The sequence below is a fragment of the Paenibacillus sp. JJ1722 genome (assembly GCF_048282685.1).
In the GTDB taxonomy this organism is placed as follows: domain Bacteria; phylum Bacillota; class Bacilli; order Paenibacillales; family Paenibacillaceae; genus Paenibacillus; species Paenibacillus polymyxa_B.
In genome coordinates, this window is sequence record NZ_CP182500.1 from 4,447,951 (window position 1) to 4,468,546 (window position 20,596).

The 20,596-nt window shown below is 46.9% G+C and carries 18 protein-coding genes; 7 read left to right on the forward strand and 11 right to left on the reverse strand.

Annotation, left to right across the window (positions count from 1 at the left end; all coding sequences use genetic code 11):
* Positions 1 to 395: 395 nt before the first annotated feature.
* A complete protein-coding gene (locus tag ACM1ND_RS19705) occupies positions 396 to 2,177 on the reverse strand; it encodes a SulP family inorganic anion transporter (RefSeq protein WP_418026508.1) in 1,782 nt (593 codons plus the stop codon).
* A gap of 29 nt (positions 2,178 to 2,206) precedes the next feature.
* Entirely contained in the window at positions 2,207 to 2,536 is a 330-nt protein-coding gene (locus ACM1ND_RS19710) for an ArsR/SmtB family transcription factor (protein WP_013311437.1), read from the reverse strand.
* Between the two features lie 543 nt (positions 2,537 to 3,079).
* Here ACM1ND_RS19710 and ACM1ND_RS19715 point away from each other — a divergent pair.
* From ACM1ND_RS19715 to ACM1ND_RS19725, 3 genes are all read left to right on the forward strand, one after another.
* Positions 3,080 to 4,537, forward strand: a complete 1,458-nt coding sequence (locus tag ACM1ND_RS19715; RefSeq protein ID WP_071558392.1) for an RtcB family protein — start codon at positions 3,080 to 3,082, stop codon at positions 4,535 to 4,537.
* Position 4,538: 1 nt separating this feature from the next.
* Positions 4,539 to 5,819, forward strand: coding sequence for an AAA family ATPase (locus tag ACM1ND_RS19720; protein WP_023989822.1), 1,281 nt, complete (start codon positions 4,539 to 4,541; stop codon positions 5,817 to 5,819).
* 261 nt (positions 5,820 to 6,080) lie between these two features.
* Positions 6,081 to 7,235 carry an MFS transporter gene (locus ACM1ND_RS19725; RefSeq protein ID WP_034095079.1) on the forward strand — a complete coding sequence of 385 codons (1,155 nt, stop codon included), beginning with the start codon at positions 6,081 to 6,083 and terminating at the stop codon, positions 7,233 to 7,235.
* A 119-nt stretch (positions 7,236 to 7,354) separates the two neighbouring features.
* Here ACM1ND_RS19725 and ACM1ND_RS19730 read toward each other — a convergent pair whose 3' ends face one another.
* The 3 genes from ACM1ND_RS19730 to ACM1ND_RS19740 form a co-directional block, all read right to left on the reverse strand.
* Positions 7,355 to 8,107 (reverse strand): amino acid ABC transporter ATP-binding protein, encoded by a 753-nt coding sequence (locus ACM1ND_RS19730; RefSeq protein WP_028542489.1) that lies wholly within the window; start codon positions 8,105 to 8,107, stop codon positions 7,355 to 7,357.
* 14 nt (positions 8,108 to 8,121) lie between these two features.
* The gene (locus ACM1ND_RS19735) at positions 8,122 to 8,790 is read right to left on the reverse strand and encodes an amino acid ABC transporter permease (protein WP_028542488.1); all 669 of its coding nucleotides are present in this window, start codon (positions 8,788 to 8,790) and stop codon (positions 8,122 to 8,124) included.
* Between the two features lie 73 nt (positions 8,791 to 8,863).
* Positions 8,864 to 9,715 carry an amino acid ABC transporter substrate-binding protein gene (locus ACM1ND_RS19740; protein WP_023989826.1) on the reverse strand — a complete coding sequence of 284 codons (852 nt, stop codon included), beginning with the start codon at positions 9,713 to 9,715 and terminating at the stop codon, positions 8,864 to 8,866.
* A gap of 278 nt (positions 9,716 to 9,993) precedes the next feature.
* Between ACM1ND_RS19740 and ACM1ND_RS19745 the strand changes: the two genes are divergently transcribed.
* Positions 9,994 to 11,295, forward strand: coding sequence for an MFS transporter (locus ACM1ND_RS19745; protein ID WP_053325926.1), 1,302 nt, complete (start codon positions 9,994 to 9,996; stop codon positions 11,293 to 11,295).
* 129 nt (positions 11,296 to 11,424) lie between these two features.
* Here the strand turns inward: ACM1ND_RS19745 and ACM1ND_RS19750 are convergent, their stop codons facing one another.
* Complete coding sequence (locus ACM1ND_RS19750) at positions 11,425 to 11,682, reverse strand: GlsB/YeaQ/YmgE family stress response membrane protein (RefSeq protein ID WP_023989828.1); 258 nt, start codon at positions 11,680 to 11,682, stop codon at positions 11,425 to 11,427.
* Positions 11,683 to 11,978: 296 nt separating this feature from the next.
* On the opposite strand from ACM1ND_RS19750, the gene ACM1ND_RS19755 reads away from it, so the two are divergent.
* Both ACM1ND_RS19755 and ACM1ND_RS19760 read left to right on the forward strand, forming a co-directional pair.
* The gene (locus ACM1ND_RS19755; protein WP_013311446.1) at positions 11,979 to 12,242 is read left to right on the forward strand and encodes a YkgJ family cysteine cluster protein; all 264 of its coding nucleotides are present in this window, start codon (positions 11,979 to 11,981) and stop codon (positions 12,240 to 12,242) included.
* A gap of 36 nt (positions 12,243 to 12,278) precedes the next feature.
* Positions 12,279 to 13,229, forward strand: a complete 951-nt coding sequence (locus tag ACM1ND_RS19760; protein ID WP_053325927.1) for an acetylxylan esterase — start codon at positions 12,279 to 12,281, stop codon at positions 13,227 to 13,229.
* Between the two features lie 128 nt (positions 13,230 to 13,357).
* On the opposite strand, the gene ACM1ND_RS19765 is transcribed toward ACM1ND_RS19760, so the two are convergent.
* Entirely contained in the window at positions 13,358 to 13,681 is a 324-nt protein-coding gene (locus tag ACM1ND_RS19765; RefSeq protein ID WP_053325928.1) for a DUF3817 domain-containing protein, read from the reverse strand.
* Between the two features lie 153 nt (positions 13,682 to 13,834).
* Here ACM1ND_RS19765 and ACM1ND_RS19770 point away from each other — a divergent pair, with 153 nt between their 5' ends.
* Positions 13,835 to 14,839 carry an LLM class flavin-dependent oxidoreductase gene (locus ACM1ND_RS19770; RefSeq protein ID WP_341062681.1) on the forward strand — a complete coding sequence of 335 codons (1,005 nt, stop codon included), beginning with the start codon at positions 13,835 to 13,837 and terminating at the stop codon, positions 14,837 to 14,839.
* A gap of 322 nt (positions 14,840 to 15,161) precedes the next feature.
* Here the strand turns inward: ACM1ND_RS19770 and ACM1ND_RS19775 are convergent, their stop codons facing one another.
* The 4 genes from ACM1ND_RS19775 to ACM1ND_RS19790 form a co-directional block, all read right to left on the reverse strand.
* Positions 15,162 to 16,778 carry a cellulase family glycosylhydrolase gene (locus tag ACM1ND_RS19775; RefSeq protein ID WP_023989832.1) on the reverse strand — a complete coding sequence of 539 codons (1,617 nt, stop codon included), beginning with the start codon at positions 16,776 to 16,778 and terminating at the stop codon, positions 15,162 to 15,164.
* 406 nt (positions 16,779 to 17,184) lie between these two features.
* Complete coding sequence (locus ACM1ND_RS19780) at positions 17,185 to 17,436, reverse strand: hypothetical protein (protein WP_025723818.1); 252 nt, start codon at positions 17,434 to 17,436, stop codon at positions 17,185 to 17,187.
* Between the two features lie 223 nt (positions 17,437 to 17,659).
* A complete protein-coding gene (gene dhaK / locus ACM1ND_RS19785; RefSeq protein WP_341062683.1) occupies positions 17,660 to 19,420 on the reverse strand; it encodes a dihydroxyacetone kinase subunit DhaK in 1,761 nt (586 codons plus the stop codon).
* Between the two features lies 1 nt (position 19,421).
* Positions 19,422 to 20,555 (reverse strand): glycerol dehydrogenase, encoded by a 1,134-nt coding sequence (locus tag ACM1ND_RS19790; protein WP_075154616.1) that lies wholly within the window; start codon positions 20,553 to 20,555, stop codon positions 19,422 to 19,424.
* Positions 20,556 to 20,596 lie beyond the last annotated feature (41 nt).

The following is a 20,596-nucleotide window of genomic DNA, read 5'->3' on the forward strand; positions in this document are numbered from 1 at the left end:
GGGTGAAATCCATAGGTCATCATTCTGAGGTGAATAACCCTTGGTGCAGACCGCAAAGAACGAGCATCGGGTAGGAACAGGTGGACAAGTTTGAAAATAGTAAGTGAAAAAAATGAAGAAAAAGGTAGGGTAAGAAACTAGAAGTGATCGAGGAGGTTGATAAGCAAGTATTAAAATACAATTTAAAACAAAAGAATGAAACATATGGTATCTTTTGAATCTAGTATAGTGTCATAAAATCAGATATTCAAGCATTTTTTTGAATTTTATTCCTTTTTTTCTTTAAGAAGAGAAAAATCTCTTCCATTTTCGAAGCAAATGCAAGTCTTCATTGTGCACTTGGTTTCGGAGATTAGAAGAGATTTTTCGGCATTCAGCAACAAATTTAAAGAGTGTTATCTGCCGCTATTTACAGGTATGGGAACCGATACGGCTCCATCTGGAAAGGAAGATTTGGTTTGCTGCGTTCTGCGGCACAGACTTGTACATTCCCGAAAAGCCATTTGCCTGCATCCACAGCATTGATCCTGATTCACCAGCGCAAGGGCAGCCGTAAGGGCCTCTCCTGTATGTTCGAAAAAATGCTTTTGTCCAATCATGTCGTAGCATCCGGTCTTCTGTAGTAATGCCAGCGGTTGAGGCTGGAGTCCGGAAACAAGCACCGTCCCGCCAGACTTCCGGTATTTCTGAATTAATGCGGTAAAGTTACCTTCTCCCGTCATATCCATAAAAGGAACCTTTCCCATACGCAACAACAAAATCCCTTGTAGGTGGTCAGTCTGACCTCCCACACCTGAGTTTTCCAATACCGAAGCTGCACCGAAAAATAGAGGGCCTTCCACATTATAAATAGCCACCTGTGGACAATCATGCTGATCTGTGACCATATGCGCGCCTACTTTTTCATGTTTTACAGAAGGATCAGGAAGTACCTTGTCTACTGAAAGTGTATTGCTCATACGTTTAACAAACAATACAACCGCCAGAATTAAACCCACCTCCACAGCCGTTGTCAGCGTCGTAAATACCGTCAGCAAAAAGGTGACAACCAGTACGATAGAATCCGCTGTCCGCGTTTTGAGAATGTGCGCAAAATGCTTGCGCTCACTCATATTCCACGCTACTACCATCAGCACCGGAGCCATACTGGCCAACGGAATATTAGATGCATAAGGTGCAAAAAGCACCAGAATGAGGAGCACCACGAACCCATGTACGATGCCTGACATAGGAGAAACAGCACCGTTACGGATATTTGTGGCAGTGCGGGCAATTGCACCTGTCGCAGGAATACCGCCGAACAGCGGTGTCAGCAAATTAGCAATCCCTTGTCCAACCAGTTCACGATTGCTGTTATGCCGAGCTCCCGTCATACCGTCAGCTACCACCGCTGAAAGCAGAGATTCAATAGCTCCCAGCATTGCAATAACAAGTGCTGGCGGCAAGAGTTTCACGATCAAATCCCACGTCATCACAGGAATATGTAGCTCAGGTAAAGATGCTGGAATTGCGCCATACGCAGATCCAATGGTAGCCACCTGCCCTGGAAAAAGTAAAGCTGCCACCAGCGTTGATAAGAGTAGGCCAACCAGTGAGCCGGGTATCTTGGGCCATTTTTTTGGCACCAAAATAAGCGCGGCAAGACAGATACAAGCCGTCAGGATACTATATACATTCAGTGAAGGAAGTCGATGGATGAGCTCTGCCATGGAAGGCAGAAAAGTTTCATGCCGCTCTACCCCGCGCAAGCCGAGAAAGTTAGCAATCTGACCGCTGAATATCGTCACGGCAATTCCGGCCGTAAAGCCAATTGTTACTGGCTTGGGAATAAACTTAATCAGTGCCCCCAGCCTTAGCACACCCATTAAAATGAGCATAATGCCCGCCATAAAACCGGCTATGAGTAGGTTCTCATAACCGTATTGCATGACAATAGCCAGCAAAATCGGAATAAATGCACCTGTAGGTCCTCCGATCTGGAATTTGGACCCTCCCAGCAGCGAAACCAAAATTCCCGCAACAATGGTCGTATACAGCCCATATTCCGGCTTTACTCCTGATGCAATGGCAAACGCCATACCGAGCGGAATCGCCACAATCGCTACAATACTTCCGGAAATTAGATCCTTTCGCAAAGCCCCTGCGTTATAGCCTTCGAACCTTCCTATCCACTTCATTCCTATAACCCTTCTTTTCTGTAATAGCATTACTTCTCGTTACGTATACCTTCCAGCAACGAGATAGCTTCGACCAAATGATTGTCAAAAATCCGCCGCGCCACCGCAAGCAGCTCCGTCAAAAGCGGATCACGTAGTGAATATACAACCGATGTACCTTCCTTGAAGCTGTTCACCAAATTTTTGGCCCGTAAAACGGCCAATTGCTGCGATACGGCAGAACCTTCGGAACCGAGCGCAGTCTGCAGCTCGTTCACATTCCGTTCCCCTTCACTCAGCACCTCCAAAATGCGGATGCGCAGAGGGTGAGCCAATGCTTTGAAAAAGTCGGCCTTAAATTTCTGGAGATCTCCTTCCATGCCTGCTCCGTCCCCCTCACAGAATTGTCCTATAAACGATCAACAATATCTGAATATTTGAATATTCAGTACAATAACAGCTTTAGGCCAATTGAACTATGATGTTACTCACACTTCACCATGAGTAAAGTCACATTCTCCCACACTTCTATCTTTCAGGGGTTGACAGCTTCCACAGGTTTCCATTAACATAGCAATTAACTTTAAGAAAAGGGGGCCGACAGACATGACCGAGCTTTATATGATAACGACAGACAGGCAGCATGATACAATCACATATTTGTGTTTTCGTCTCATCGGCCCCGTTCGGGCGACATGATGGGTGATATCACGCTGTCTGACGGCGTGATTAGCCAGGCTTTTTTATTTTTTTATGCTATTGGAAGAACAGGTTATTTTACGTATTTATGAGTTGATCATAAAATGTAATGACACTTTCGGTGCAGGAAGCCGTAGACGACAAGTCTGCGGTTTTTTTTGTTTTTTAAATCTTTTTATGCAAGTATTTATGAATTTACATGAAGAAGGGAACTACCCATTTATATGAATATACAACATACAACCAACTCGTCCTTGCATGAAGGACCATACAGCCATCTGATGAAGCTTCCGGCAGGTGATCTAACCGTATATGCTTCTCAGCAACTTTTCTCCTCACTGGATTACAAGGTGTTCGAGATGGCTAATAACAATTTACAAATTCCTGGTATCCGCTATATGGGATACACACCAGATGTACATGTAGGCGTCGGAACCTGCATCGGTACGACTGCTGTATGGGGAATGGAGGACGGCTATGTATCTCCCTCCATCGTCGGCAGCGATATTGGCTGTGGCATGCGCGTACACCTGACCAATCTGCACAAGGATGCTTTGAAGGAAACCAAGCTGCGCCGTAAGCTGGTCAAAACCATCGACAAATACTTGCCCATGGAAGTCCACCAGCGCGGGCATTATTCGGATATCCGACTGGAGCATATTGTACGCAAGGGTCTGCACGGCTTACCCAACAAATATATTCCGGACAGCTACACTCCTAAGAAATCCACCTCACTCACCCATGTAGAGCACAGTAAGTTCTCCTTTGACGAGGAGGTGCTGAATCTTGTCGAAGACCGTACATGGCATCGGGCTCACCGACAGCTCGGCACACTGGGTGGAGGCAATCATTTCGTCGAAATTCAGGCGATTGAAATCGCTGAGGAAAACCGCGAAACAGCTGAAGCATGGGGTATGTTCGACGGTCAGGTGGCTGTGATGATTCATTCTGGATCGCGGGCTTGGGGTGGAGCAGTCAGCCAGGCCAGTTCATCTGCTATTGCCAAGACGATGAGCCGTCTCGGACTCGGCACCTCTGACCCGAGACTGGTATTCGCACCGCTGGACCATCCCGAGGCTGCACATTATGTCGATATGATGTATTCGGCGCTGAATTATGCCGTGGTGAACCGACATCTCATCGCATACTCGGTGCGTGAAGCCTTCCGCGATGTCTTTGGTACAAAGTGCGAGTTGCGTACTTTGTACGATCTAATGCACAATTATGCTTGGGAGGAATCCCATCCGGATCACGGCAGCGTGTTTGTGCATCGTAAAGGTGCTACGCGTGCTCTTCCAGCAGGACACCCTGACAATCCGCGGCCTTATCAGGCGACAGGGCATCCGGCCCTGATCCCCGGCTCTATGGGGACAGCCTCTTATATTATGGTAGGTTTACCGGGCGGTCAGGATAACTTCCACTCCATTTGTCATGGAGCAGGCCGTATTCGTTCGCGTTCTGCGACCAAACGACTCGTCAGTGTGGACGATTTTGCAGGGGCCCTGGGTGTAGGGACAGACGACGAAATTGTGGTCAATCAGGCATCACTGGAAAGCATTATCGACGAATCTCCGCAAGCCTACAAAAATGTAGATGATATTATCGAAAGTGTCACCGGGGCAGGACTCGCAGCAGTTGTAGCCAAATGCAAGCCGCTAGCCGCCCTGAAAGGAGCCAAATAATTTGAGTATAGACATCCCAGCTATTTACGAATTTGATGAACGTACAGATGGGCGCATTACCGGTTATGCCGCTTATGCCCGTCTGATCGACGGTATCAGTGAAGCACTCTATAACCGCTACGGCGTAAAATACGTGCTGTATGCCAGCGATGATCCCAATATTGAGTATTGGGATTTACTGGAGGAGGACATTCGTGCAGGCAGTCCCGATCTGGAGCATGTAGCACGGGTCTTCGATCGTCTGGAGGAACGCACCATCCAGTATGACGATGACGGGCCGACTCCTGAATATGGCGTGCATCTGTCGATGCGTAATAATGTATTCGCCTATCCCAAGTGGGGCATCGCGCTGGCGCGAGTTCCCTTTTTCCGTGAGAATGGCGTGTACAATGAAGATTACGTATTTGCGATAGGCGACCAAGAGCTGCAAGGCTTCCTCGCGGGAGTACGCGGTCGTGAACGTAAGCAGAATATGAAGCGTGTCACCGTTTTTACCGACACAAGCCGTGGACTTTCTCGGCAGGCAGAGCCGATAACCCGCGCAATTACGCGGGATGACGTGATTTTGAAAGCGGAAATAAAACGGGATATTTTCCGATCACTCGATCAGTTTTTTGAAGCGGATCGTACCTTCTATCAGACTTATAACATTCCTTACAAGCGTGGTATTCTGCTATACGGCCATCCGGGCAACGGTAAAACAACACTTGTAAAATCAATTGCCAGCAGTGTACCGGGTCCGGCAGCCTACTGGCAAATTACGGAGTATACAACCAGTGAATCGGTCAAAGAGGTGTTCGAGGCGGCTACTCGCCTGGCTCCGATGGTACTGGTTATTGAGGACATTGATTCCATGCCTCAGGAGGTGCGTTCTTTTTTCCTGAATACCCTCGACGGTGCTACATCCAAGGAGGGCATCTTCCTGATCGGAACGACCAATTATCCCGAAAAAATCGACCCAGGTCTGATGAACCGGGCAGGGCGTTTCGACCGGGCTTATGAAATCAGTTTGCCTGACGAAGCGCTGCGACTGGCGTATCTCAAGCTGCGCAACTTCCTTGTTTTTGCAGGGGAAACAGGTACACAGAAGGCGGCAGCCATGACTGACGGGTTTTCGCTGGCACAGCTCGGAGAACTGTATGTCAGCACTGCGCTGGAGTGGCATGAGCAGGGAAAAGCCGATATTGAACTGATTATCAAAGGTATGCGAGGCGAGCTCGATAAGAGCCGTAAGCAGGACTGGTTAAAAAATGTGGCCGAAGGACGAGTCGGGTTCTTCTGAGTTATCCTTTCATTGCCTTATCAAGAAATTTATGTTACGTTTATAAATAATAAAGTATCGAAAGGGTGACCTTAAGCCAATGATCTACTAATCCTATTCCACCGAAGAAAAAAATCGTAATCTTACGTATTTTCTGGATAGGATTAGTGTAGGCTCTGGGTATTCACGATAAGAGCATTGCTTCTTTGACGGGAGCAGTGTATCTTCTTGTTCGCACGTCTACCTCCTATCCAGAAACCAATGGATAAGGAGGTTTTTTGCATGAAAAGAATACTTGGAATCCTAATGATTAATATCTTCATCGTTATGGTGGGCGTTGGTTTAATTACCCCCATCCTGCCAGAACTGATCATTGAGTTTGGAGCCAGTGGACGGGCGATCGGTTTATTGGTAGCAGCCTATGGCATGACACAATTCCTGCTCTCTCCCCTGACTGGACAGCTGTCTGATCGATATGGGAGAAAGGCATTCATCGTCGTAGGTGTCATTGTTTTTGCTGTGGCTAAATTTATCTTTGCTATTGGAGATGAGCTGTGGATGCTGTATACCTCAAGACTTCTGGAAGGAATGGCAGCAGCCCTGATTGTTCCACCCATGATGGCATATGTAGCGGATATTACAACAACCGAAGAACGCGCCAAAGGAAATAGCCTGCTAGCCGCAGCCATGTCATTCGGATTTGTTATTGGACCTGGACTGGGTGGTCTTCTTGCAGGATATGGAACGAGAGTGCCGCTTTACGCAGCGACAGGTGCTGCTATGGTTGCTGTTATTTTTTCAGTGTTTTGTTTGCCTGAAAGTTTATCGAAAGAGCAAATGAAAGCAGCACGGGCAAGAATGATTCAGAAAGAATCTATTTACAAACAATACGCGAGATCGTTGAAGTCAAAATATACGATGCTCTTTGTACTTGTCCTGGTGATGACCTTTGGACTCGCTAATTTTGAATCTGTTCTTGGTTTATATGTAACGAACCGCTTCCAATTCTCACCTCAAAATATTGCTGTCATTCTGACCGCAGGTGCTGTGATCGGAGTCGGTATGCAAGCATTAGTTGTTGCTAAAATAATCAATAAGTTTGGTGAACAAAGGGTGATCAAAGGATCGCTTCTTTTCACCTCAGTTGCTTATATTTTATTTCTCTTAGCCAAAGATTTTTGGAGTATCTTCCTTGTCACTTCCCTTATTTTCTTTGCCACAGCTATGCTTCGTCCAGCTCTTAATACACAATTATCGAAGATGGCCGGGAATGAGCAAGGATATGTAGCGGGTATGAATAATGCCTATATGAGTGTCGGGAATATTTTAGGCCCTACTCTAGCGGGATTTTTATTTGATGCAAATCTGTTCGCTCCATTCATAGCAGGCTGTTGTATTCTGTTGATTACTTTTTTGCTTACATTAAAATTGAAATAAAAGAGGACAACTGATGAGCAAAAGGCAGCTACGGGTGCGAGGCTTATTTTTCAATGCCCGGCTGTAGCTGCCTTTTTATTCAGTCTAAACGCTTATTTTAATAAATACTGTAATTCCCTTTATTCCGCTTCCCCGCTCAGACGATTCAAAAACTGAATAGCCCGTGGACTGGTGGGCTGCTCCAGAACCTCATGCGGCGTACCCTGCTCAACGATTACACCCTGATCCATCAAAATCACATGGTCCGCGACCTCAGCTGCAAATTTCATTTCATGGGTGACAATGACCATGGTCATCCCTTCGGCGGCCAATTGCTTCATGACCTTAAGCACCTCGCCTACCAACTCGGGGTCAAGCGCAGAGGTCGGCTCGTCAAACAATAGTACCTCAGGTTCGACCGCCATTGCCCGGGCAATACCGACCCGTTGCTGCTGTCCTCCCGATAACTGATGCGGATAGGATTCCGCTTTATCAGCCAACCCCACTTTTTTAAGCAACTCCAATGCACGTTTGCGCGCCTCATCCTTGCTCTTTTTCTGAACCGTGACTTGGCCCTCCATCACATTTTGTACTGCTGTCATATGCGGGAAGAGATTGTAGGCTTGAAATACCATCCCTGTCCGCTTGCGCAGCGCCAAAATGTTTTCTTGCCGGAGCTTCGTTCCTTTCGCAAAATTCAGTACAATATCCCCTACTTGGATCTCTCCTTGGTCAGGAATTTCCAGCAAATTCAAGCAGCGTAAAAGCGTTGTTTTACCAGAACCTGAAGGACCGATGATAACAAGCACTTTCCCCTTACCCAACGTCACGTCAACACCCTTAAGCACTTCCAGCGAGCCGAACGATTTGTGTATATTCCGAATTTGGATCACCGGTACAATCTCCTTTATCTGACGGAAAAACGGCCTAGTCGCTTCTCCAGGTAATTTTGCAGCACAGTCAAAATGGTGCTAAACAGTAGGTAAATAATCCCCGCCTCGGTATACACCAATAGCGGTTCGTATGTGGTAGCTACAATCTGGTTAGCCGTTCTGAACATTTCCACATAGGTGATGGTCGCAGCCAGTGAGGTATCCTTCACTAAGCTGATGAATGAATTAGCCAACGGAGGTACGGACACACGGGATGCTTGCGGAAGCACGATACGCCGCAATACTTGCCAGCGCGTCATACCCAGAGAGTATCCCGCCTCCCATTGGCCTTCCTGAATGGATATGATAGCCGCACGCATAATTTCAGAGCTATAAGCCCCTACGCTGAGGGTAAAGCCGATCACTGAAGCAATAAACGGGTCCAGTGTAATACCCACGGAAGGTAAACCATAGAAAATAATATACAATTGCACCAGCAAAGGAGTTCCTCGAATCACCCATACATAGAAGCCGAAAATCAGCTTGAGTATTCTCCATTTGGACAGCCGGGCCAACGCTGTAATCAGCGCCAGCACGAGTCCCAGAGCAAAGGAGATAAGCGTGAGCGGAATCGTAAAAGAAACCCCTGCTTTTAGCAGAGGCAATAATGAATCGATAATGATTTGTATTTGACGATCATCCATTGTACAGACATCCTTTGAAAAGATAGGTTTGAGAAGATTCAGTTCGACTTGGCGAACGTTTGGTCTTCATTTATTATTTGGATACGTCAGCTCCAAAATATTTCTCGGAAATTTTCAGGTACGTACCATCAGCCTTCATATCAGCCAGCGCTTTGTTTACTTCCTTGATCAAATCTTCGCTGCCTTTATTGAATACAGCTGCGCTGTGTGAAGCATCTGGAGATTCGTCCACCTTTTTGATGGGTGCGTCAGGCTTTTGCTTTTTCAGATCGAGATAGGATAATCCATCATTGACGGTCGCATCCACCCGTTTGGAAGTGAGGAGGTCGATGGCTTGGTTGAATCCCTCTGTTGCCACAATTTCCGCACCGTTGCTTTTCGCGATTTGAGTCAGGTTACTGGTCAGGGACTGCCCAGCCTTTTTTCCTTTTAGATCAGCAAATTTCTGGATGTCTGTATTGTCTTCGCTTACGATCAGAACTGCCTTGGAGACAATGTACGGATCGGAAAAATCATATTTTTGCTTACGCTCATCTGTAATGGATACTTCATTAAAAACCGTGTCAAACCGCTTGGAGTTCAACCCTGCGAATATGCCGTCCCATTGCGTCTCGATAAACTCCGGTTGTACCCCTAGGCGTTTACTCACTTCAGTCGCAATATCGACATCGAAGCCTGTCAGCTTACCAGCAGCATCATGGTAGGTAAACGGAGCATAGGTACCTTCCGTGCCAATTCTTAGCTTGCCGCTTGCTTTTACAGATTCAAGAGTAGCTGTAGCAGTAGTATCTGCTTTTCCATTATTAGATCCGTTATCTCCGGTAGATGCATTATTGGTACTGGCGCCTTTATCGTTGTTACCGCAGGCCGAAACCAGCAATGCCATCACGATGAGTACAATCGGCAAAAAACTAAATTTTTTCATGGTATCCACACTCTTTCCCTTTTTCTTGATAACCTAGCACGCGGCTGGTCATTGAATAGTACATCATTCATTTTCACGCGTCAATGCTTTTATCCAATAATCCCTATGCAAAAGGTAAGTTATATATCTTTGCAGCCTAAAGTTATTCTAGGTTGACTCTTTCATTGGCAGGCTATTCATTACAACTCCCCTCACAGCAACTTTTTCTGTACCCTTACGTTAGAGATTTCGTATAATAGGTTTTAATATGCAGTTTAGAAATATACCGGAGTGTGATCATGGATACCCAAAATTCAACCTTATCCTCTACATCACCTGAAGGAAGTCACTCGGCCTGGGCTACCTTCACTTCACCTTTAAAACAATCCAAAGCGTTCACCTTGTTGTGGCTTGGACATTGGATCGCAATGTTGGGGAGCTCAGTCACCACAGTCATTTTGCCACTGGTTATCTATTCCCTAACAGGCTCGACTACTATCATGGGACTGGCGATGACTGTTTATATGCTGCCTAACGTACTTATTCTGCCTTTCGCAGGAATGATCGTGGACAGAATTGACCGAATTCGTCTCCTTCTGTTTACGAATATCGCCCGGTTTGGACTGATGTTCATTGCGGCGGTGCTGATGTTTACAGGCGGGATGAAATTGCCGGTTCTATTCGTTGGCCTAGCGTTGTACGGATTGATGGACGGTATCTTTAATCCTGCTTATTCTGCCTTACGCGCACAGGTGTTCACACCGGACATACGTAATGCAGCTAACGCGCTTAGTCAGATCAGTATACAAGCCGTCCGTCTACTTGGCCCTCCGTTAGGAGGCTTCATTGTATCTTTTTCCTCACCGGGTGTCGGCTTTGGACTGGATTCCATCGCTTATCTGATATCTTTTGCCTGTTTTTGGATGCTGAGCGCTCATTTGGCCTCCATCATCGGCAAAGGTCAGGTAGATCCAGAACAGCAAGATCAGGGTGGACAGCATTTTCTCAAGGATTTTATCGCAGGCTTTATCATTCTCAAAAGCCACCCCTGGCTATGGATTACGATTCTTGCCTTTTCCTTCATTAATATTTGTTATTCAGGCATTATCGCTGTACTCATTCCGTGGCTGTTCAAGGTTCATCATGGCTACAATCCAGTCGTATACGGCATTGCGATGGCAAGTAGCGGCATTGGCGCCATGCTAGGGGCCTTTGTGTATGGATCACGCAAACATTGGAAGCATCGCGGCCTGCTCGCATACTTAGGAGCTTTTGTCAGCGGCCTTGCTTTACTACTGTTGTCTGTAGTCACTTGGATGCCAGGACTGATTATGAGCATGATGCTCGAAGGATTTGGCATTATGATATTTGCGATTATCTGGGAGACAAGCCTTCAGGAATTAGTCCCAGCCGAGTCTTTTGGACGTGTAGCTAGTCTGGATCTAATGTTTTCCTTTGCCCTGCTCCCTGTCGGCTATCTGGCCGTAGGTGCTGTAGCGGATAAGCTTGGTGGTATGTTCACAATTGGCATGTTTGCAACCATCGGCATGTGTATCGTGCTCGGCGTTCTAAGTGTTCCTCATATCAGGCGTTTTCAATAGGAAAAATTCGTCACTTTTCCTCAAAAAAAGCTGCTCCCACAGGTTCTTTTTCGAACCTTGCGGAAGCAGCTTCTTTCCATTTTTAGCCTTGTGCCCCATAGGGGCTAGTCTATTCATTGATTCGTAAAGTTAGCCTCTACTTCGTCCAACGGAACGGAAGATCAAGCTTACAATCACGACCAGCACAATCGCACCAATTAATGCAGGAACGATGTAGAACGATCCGATTTCAGGACCCCAGTTTCCCAGAATCAAGCTACCCAACCATGCGCCGATAAAACCAGCGATGATGTTACCTATCACGCCACCCGGAACATCACGACCTGCAATAATTCCTGCCAACCAACCAATAATACCACCAACAATCAATGCCCATAACCAACTCATTTTGCGTCACCTCGTTTAAGTTTTTATCGTTGTGTTCTATTATTAACCACTCGAACTCCTTTTGAACACACAAAAGACGATTGGTTAATATTACCACAGAACGGAACACTGATTTAGGGACTTGATACCATCTTACGTGCCTCTACGACTATTTATACCCCTTGTGTGAAAAGTGTGTCTAATATGCGTTCATCCTTGTATTCCTGCTTTTTTTGTGCCATCCTCACATTATGGCTTCATTAATGTCACTTCATGCATAAGTTACAAAAATAACAGATTTTAAGGAGTGACCCCAACTGGAGTGTCGAGTAGGATGTGCCGCGTGCTGTATTGCCATTACGATTTCTTCCCCTATTCCCGGCATGCCAGATGGAAAACCAGCTGGTGTTCCTTGCCCTCAGCTCACTTCCGATTACCGTTGCCGATTGTTTGGCAAACCTGAGCGCCCAGTTGTATGCAGTGGATTCCATGCTGATGAGGATACGTGTGGAAGCACTAATGAAAGAGCATTTGAACTGCTGAGAGAGCTGGAGGAGTCAACTTTACCGGGTAAAGCTTAAGGAGAAGTTCATTCTATATGAAGGAGAATTTTAATTATGAATGTTATTGAAAAAAGAATTGCCGAATTAAAGCAATATCGGCCCGATCTTACCGCCCCGAAGGATATCGATTTATTCTGGGCCAAAACATTGGAAGAAGTACACACCAAACCTGTACGTGCGTTCAAAGCTCCCGTAGAAACACCTTATCCTCATATCCTTGCCTACCGGGTTACTTTTGAGGGTGTCGATGATACGCCTCTGCATGCCTGGTATGTACGCCCCCGATTTGCCGGAGATCAAAAGCTGCCGTGTATCGTTCTGTTTCATGGCTATACAGGCGGAAAAGGCTATCCTGAAGATTATTCCTCTTGGCTCATGCTTGGCTTTGCTGTATTGGCAGTAGATGTACGTGGTCAGGGAGGAGAAACGGGAGACCGTCTGGGTGATCCTCACGGTACGGTTAAAGGCTGGGTAACGAAAGGAATATTGGACAAGGATACCTGCTACTACAAAACGATTACAACCGATGCCCTTAGAGCCGTAGATTGGGTAGCGGAGCAGTCGGATGTTGATTCGGCTAAAATCGCAATCAGTGGCGCCAGCCAGGGCGGCGGACTTTCATTAATGGTGGCTGCGCTCAGCGATAAAGCTGCCATTACGGTCGCGGATATCCCCAATATGTGTCATATGGATTTTGGTATGATGAATTCTACCAGTTCACTGACGGAAGCAGCTGAATTCGTCAACCGATTTCCGGAGCATTTGGAGCAGGTACTACATACATTAAGTTATTTTGACGTGATGAATCTTGCTCATCGCATTCGTACCCCGATCATGGTATCGGTAGGGTTCAAGGATACTGTGTGTATGCCAGAGACGATTTTCGCCGCTTATAACCGTATTGAATCACCGAAAACGATTGAAATTTATCCGTTTACCGGACATTGGGTTGAAGGCTTTCAAAGACGCAAAACGGCAGAATTTTTAGTTCAGCATTTTTCATAATTCCTCCGGTGCACAAAAAAAGAACACCACGCATCAAACTGCGTAATGTTCTTTTCTACTGTATCGGGGCCAGTTCCGCTTACGCTAGACAAACTCCTCGACACTTCACACTAAAAAATCTTCTAAGATTACGATGCAGCTCGCTGTTCTGCTGCCGAATCCCCTGTCCATTTTCGCACCCAAACAAAATCCATAATCATCAGACCAAACGGGATGAAGGAGGCGAACATAATAAAAAGAGGCCGCCGTATAGACCAGTGCAGTGCTGTTTTTCCATAGATTAAAGCAACGAGGAGCAACAAAAAGCTCACCCGGTATATGTTACCAATCACCATAACCGCCTGGGTCATGCCCGCAGCTTGCAGCGGCTGGTGGGTGAATAGTATCGCCAAATAAGCTATAGCTTGAAGCCAAAGCATGAGTCGGACACGCCCCAAAGGTGTTCTTAACACAAATTCAATCCCCTCTCCATAAGCAAGGATGTTCTCTCATCCTTTACACATCCTTTATTATAACGAAAAGGTCCCCAAACTCCAACCTATCCATTTTTGAGTTTTGACCTAATGAGTTGTGTCTGATACAGTTGTGTAAGAGGTGATTGCAAAATGCTTAAACTGGGTATACTGGACCAGTCTCATATTCCTGAAGGCTGTAATGCTCAGGATGCATTATCCAATACAACAGATTTAGCGCGTGAAGCTGATCAACTGGGATATAGCCGTTATTGGGTATCCGAACATCATGCGTCCAAAACACTAGCGCACTCCAGCCCTGAGGTGCTGATTGCGCATTTGGCTGCTCACACATCACGCATTCGTGTAGGTTCAGGCGGTATTATGCTGCCACACTACAGCGCGTATAAAGTCGCCGAAAACTTCCGCTTGCTGGAGGCACTCCATCCAGGACGCATCGACCTGGGAATAGGGCGTGCTCCCGGTGGTTTACCGCTGGCTACTCGTGCCCTGCAGGAAGGCAAGTACCAATCTGTCGAACAATATCCACAGCAGATTCTCGATTTAATCGACTACTTCCATGATTCGGTGCCTGACAATCATCGATTTGCCGGTCTTCATGCCTCCCCGATGATATCGACCGTCCCTGAATTATGGTTGCTTGGCTCCAGCGGAGAAAGCGCTAGATTGGCTGCGATGATGGGTGCCTCCTATGCCTTTGCCCAATTTTTCGGGACTCCAGGTGGTGTAGAAGCTACTGCACGTTACCACGAGCAATTCCAGCCTTCGATCCTAGGTGATAAGCCCCATTCCATGGCGGCAGTTACGGTGGCCTGCGCGGAAACCGAAGAAGAAGCTGAACAACTGGCGTCCAGTGCTAGTTTGTATTTCCTTTTGCTCATGCAAGGTAAAGAAATGAGTTCTCTTCCGTCGGTGAAAACAGCAATGTCCTATCCGTACACGGAGTTGGATCGTGAGCGGCTGCGTCAATCCGCAGCATGGCGTGTTGTTGGTACCCCTGAACAGTGTAAGGAACAGCTGCTAAGACTGGCTGAGCAGTATCGTACCGATGAGTTGCTGATCGTTTCATCCATACATGACTTTGATAAACGTGTTCAGTCCTACCGTCTGCTGGCCAAAGCTTTTGATTTGGTATAGACACAGTTGAACGGAGGCTGAGCTTCAGAAACATAAAAACCCCCGCCTGCCTATAATGGCAACAGCGGGGGTTTGTCGTATGAGAGGGGTTCATTGGAACCACCCACTCTGCACTATGGAAGTAATTCAAGCACCACAAAAGTCGAACATCATCTGGTACTTTGGTAGTATATATACCGAAACTAAAGTGTTAGTCGTTACCTTCTAAAGTTCCAGTCCTCATATACCAAAGGCGCATATTCTATACTCCAAACCTTGGAAATATTCCACCCAAAAGTCCCATATCTTTACTCGTTCCGATAAAGTTAGTAACGATTAAATTCTAAGGCTCTATCCCCCAAACCAGCTTACCCTGCTGATATACAGTGCCATGGTCCCAGTCTGCGAATGCTGTTTGGGTAGCACCATAGGAGTAATCGTTGGTCTCATCAAAATTGCTCCAATTTGCAGCATGAATCCGGGGTTGAATTTCTCCGCTTTCCCCTCCGGGCTGAATCGTTCCCGCTCCATCTGTGAAAGAGATCTCCATATATTTATCAGCCTTAGCCTTTGGATTCGGCAATGTTACAAATGTTGCTTTTACCTTTTCATTGCCAATCCTGGCCCAGTCTACAAAAAACTGCTGAGCTTGTTTGCTTTCATCTGTGTAATAGTAGCGAATTTTTAGATCACTCAACTTCACAGCTGTTTTCCCTGTATTTTTGATATTAAATTCAGGACGGATTGCGTTATCCTTGGCGTTCGTGTCACCGGTGCGATACTGAAGCACAATCCCTTGATCGTTACTGCCTGGTGTACTTCCTCCGTTACCGTTATCGCCGCCGTTGTTGCCACCACCGTTATTACCGCCAGTGTTGCCGCCATCTCCGCCGTTATTCCCACCGTTGTTTCCGCCTCCACCATTGTTGCTGGAGCCTTCCAGAATCGCCTGTTTTACGAATTTGCCGGAAGCGGACAATTGTGAATCAGGCCATCCGCCCTTACGGTCAGCACCAGGCAACAGCGCAGCAGAGGTCTCATTTTTATCTGCCAGCGACCAGTTAGCCCAACTGATTCCACGGCTTGCCAGAAAATCAGTCCATACTTTGGATTCATTCAGGAACGGACCACCGTTACCCGAAGCATCGCTTGTACCCCACTCGGTAGCAAATATGCCCACGCCTTTGTTCAGCGCATAATCGACCCGATCGCGCAAGTACTGTCCATGCGTACCCGCATAGAAATGTACGGTATACATTGTATTCTTGTCTGGAAGTGGATGGTCTGCTGCATCATGTACATCCTGACTCCATGTGCCTGTTCCTACAATAATAATATTGTCCGGGTCCTTAGCACGAATAACCTGAGATACCTCAGACGCATAAGGTCGGATTTGATTGTTCCAGTTCACATTCCCATTCGGCTCATTGGCAAGCTCATAGATAACGTTAGGCAAATGGCCGTACTGAGTCGAAAATTCATTAAAGAAAGCTTTGGCTTCATTTTTATGAATGTTCGGATCGCCATCTGAGAGAATATGCCAGTCAATAATGACGTACAAGCCCAGTTTCTGTGCTGCCTCAATCGCTTCCTTCACTTTATTTTTCAAAGAAGGATTGGCGATATAACCATCTTCTTCAGTGTACAGTGCAACCCGGAATACGGAAATGCCCCAATCGTCCCGTAGCCATTTCATAGAGTCCTGATTTACCAGATCCCCAAACCATTGGACGCCGTGAGAGCTAATACCTTTGAGTTGTACAGGTTTACCGTTTTTATCCACCAGTTTACCATTCTTTACTGAAAGTTGTCCGTAACGTTCCACAGGGGTCGTCCCAGCAGCCTCTGCTGTTTGCGTATTCCAGTTGAATCCGTTCGTTAACGTTAACAGTAATACTGCTGTTAGCATCACCGCTACTCTTTTTGCGATCCTTGGCAGGATCCATTGCCCATTCATCATTTACACATTCCTTCCTTTTTATAAAGTAGATGAGACTTATCAGTACGTTGTTCTCCGCTCTTTTGCCCCCTCCTTCATACAACAAGAGGATCAGGTCCAAACATAGATGTCACTTACCTGTATATGGATGATACTACTATTATAGTTAGTTTCATGTTACATTTCGACTTTATGATAGAAAATGAACAGGAAGTCACGGTTTTGGGATGTGTTCTGCTTAGTTGACTACTATAGAGTACTAAAGGGACAAAAGACTCATTTTCCAAATGCAAAATTTGGAGAATTTTAGTTGTTTAATAAAAAAAGACTGCTTCCCGATGCTTTAGCTCGGTATAGCAGTCTTATAGATGATCTTATATGTGATCGAATAATGTTACAAATATCGTCTTAACGTATGATCTCCCTATTACCCCTGAGCGGTTGCTTGAGGCTCTTTGGTCGTCTGATCTTCCTTCATATCGCCGCCATCCGTCGCTTGATCTGTCAGTACAGTCTCAGATGAGTTACCTATTACCTTGTCTATAAGTTGCAGCCAAGGTTCTTCACTACCTCCACAGCTCTCAATATCACCGAGCAGGGACTCTAGCGTGGTTCCTTCTTCTGGCAAATCAATAACTAAACTGTCTTCGTCAACTTGGATGGTGCAGCAGGTTTTCATTGTAAATCCCTCGCTTAATTCATATTTGAGCATGCAGTAAGCTAGCTCAGATGGGATGAACTCCCATGGATTCCGGGATAAGCCCTTTGAATCCGTCTGAAATTATAAACCTAATGCACATCAATTGCAATGAACAAACCTTGAATTTTTAAGAATTAGCGAGTGTTACAGAATGGATATCTAAATGAAGTGTTCGCTATAGTAATTTTGGATATATAGAGAATCATTTCAAACACTCAGCGAGCTCCGTAAATATCACCCCAAGCGCATAAGCCCCCGCATCTGGATAACCGAGGCTTCTCTCTCCGACCGTTCCGGCACGACCCATGCGCGCCACGATGTCTTCCGTCTTTTTGGCCCCTGATACAGCGGCTTGAGCACCACTTACAAAGGCTGCCTTCACATCAAAATCTAATTTCGCGCTCTCCAACCAGCTATCCGCACATGGCACTAATGCATCTATAAGCGTTTTATCGCCAACGACGGCTCCTCTGCCGAAAGAACGTTCGCCTGTCGATTGTATGCCTTGCACCGCAGCCTGCATCATATCGGCGAATTCGGAAACGGTGAGTTCGGTTCGTTCGCCCGCAGATCGTGCCGCTGCGCGAAATGCTGAACCCCAGATCGGACCCGAAGCGCCACCGCAATATTCCATGATGACGAGCGAGCATGAATGAAGAAAGGCTCCCATCGTCAAAGAATCTTGATTCAGGATGTCTCTCCATTCCCGTTTCAGCTGACGAAATCCCTTAGCAACGCTCATGCCAAAGTCGCCGTCGCCTGCATGAGAGTCAAGATCGCAGAAAGGTACCTCATTCTTGATGATAACCTCGCTCATCTTATCGACTAAATAGATAAGATTGTTCAACGTAACTTTGTTGTTCTCAATAACCGCGAAGGCAGGGTCCGTTTCCACCTCAAAGGATACTTGCCGCTTTTCGTCTGCTACAGTTGAAATATCCGTGAATACGACATGATCAACAGGTCCAGCCACCTTGAACGCAGGTGCGTTGCTTTCATGGGAAAGGAGCGTTTTCAGTTCGTTGTCCAGCTTCATGATGGAAACCGAGATGCCTGCCATATCGATACTCGTCATATAATTGTTGACAAAAGTGCGATCGATCGTGATCCCCTTCGCTGCTAGTTCGCGAGTGACCGAATGATTGAAGAGGTACAGTTCTTGCAGAGGGGTGCCGCCGAAACCATTGATCAACAGGGCGATTTCTCCGCCGAATCCAGTTTCGATCTGCATGTCTCGAAGGAGATCGGTTACCATTCTGTCTGCCAGCGTATCCGCATCCGTCAGCTTCTCGCGGCTGGTCCCAGGCTCGCCGTGAATGCCGACGCCGTACTCGATTTCATCATGCCCGAGCTCTAATGTTGGCGTGCCCTTCGCCGGCACGGTACACGAAGTCAATGCGAATCCAATACTGCGTACATTCGCAGCGGCTTTCTCCGCCACTGCTTTAACTTCCGCCAGACTCCGGCCCTCTTCCGCCGCTGCACCCGCGATCTTATGGACGAGTACCGTTCCCGCCACCCCGCGCCGTCCGACCGTATATAGGCTGTCTTCTACAGCGATGTCGTCTTCAACCTTTACATAGTCCACTTCCAGACCGTCTTCAGTGGCCAAATGGGCGCCGTTTCTAAAGTTCATAATATCGCCGCTGTAATTTTTAATAATCAGCAGCGCACCTTTTTTCCCGGTTGTCGCTCGGATGGCCTGATATACTTGAATTTGTGAGGGAGAGGCGAAGACATCACCGCAGACCGCGGCATCGAGCATCCCTTTTCCAACAAAGCCGGCGTGGGCGGGCTCATGACCACTGCCACCGCCGCTGATGAGCGTTACTTTCTCCGCGTTCAATTCCTTTTTTTTGAGCACTTTGTATTTTGGCAGAAATTCCAGCTCGGGATGCGCGAGCGCAATACCGCTGCACATCTCAAGGACCAAATTTTCCGCACGGTTGATGACCTTTTTCATGCTACTTTACCTCCGCTTTGTACTGGCTCCCGATACGGTCGGCCGCAGCGATTGCCGCTGCAACCTGCTCCACTGTGACCGGAAACGGCATGGAATGAATCGATTCCTCCAGAATGCAGGCCTTTGCAGCTACTTCCATGAGTTCTTCCTGGCTGATATGATCGACGCCAATATCGGCCAAGCAGACCGGTAAACCGACGGCTAAACAGAAATCAAGTACCTGATGTAATTCTTCCGTCGGTGCGTTTTCGAGCATCAGCTGTGCGATCGTGCCGAATGCAACTTTCTCTCCATGATAATAATGATGCGTGCCTTCCAAAATCGTGAGTCCATCATGAATCGCATGGGCCGCCGCAAGTCCGCCGCTCTCAAAGCCCAGGCCTGAGAGTAAAATATTAGTTTCAATGATATTTTCGAGTGCTTGCGTAACTTGGTTTTCATCACATGCCGCTTTTGCTTTGGCACCGTCTTTCAACAGCATTTCATAGCATAGCGTTGCAAGTGCAATCGCCGCATTCGTACCTACTGCTGGCGCACACTGTCCTTCGCGTACTCCGTTAGGCAGTCCGGCATTGACCCTGGAGTAAGAACGGGAGGTCGCACGGGCTTCAAAGTAAGTCGACAGTGCATCACCCATGCCTGATACGAGGAATCGGGTTGGTGCATTGGCAATTACGGTGGTGTCGACTAATACGACACTCGGACTTTGCTTAAAATAGGCGTAATCGTCGAAAGCGCCTTCCGGGGTGTAAAGAACGGCCGAGTGACTTGTCGGTGCATCCGTCGCAGCAATCGTCGGACAGATGATAAGCGCTTCCCCTTGGGCCACGCATTTCGCCGCGTCGATCGCTTTCCCACCGCCGAGACCTACGATACAATCGCATCCATTCGCAGTAGCAATTTCCTGAAGTCTAGACACTTCCTGTCTGGAACACTCACCCATAAAACCGCTTTCAATAAAGGTCACGTTATATTTATCCAAAGTGGAATCAAGCTTATCTTTTACCCGCGCCACATCGGCAGGATGCGCAATCAGTAAAGCGGATTTGCCGAAGGTGCTCACATAGTAACCCAAATTCAACAATTCGTTTTCACCTTGTACATATTTGCTTGGGCTGATAAAAGCTTTTCTCATCTATAATTCCTCCTTATGATTGTGTTGGCTTCGTTCTGATT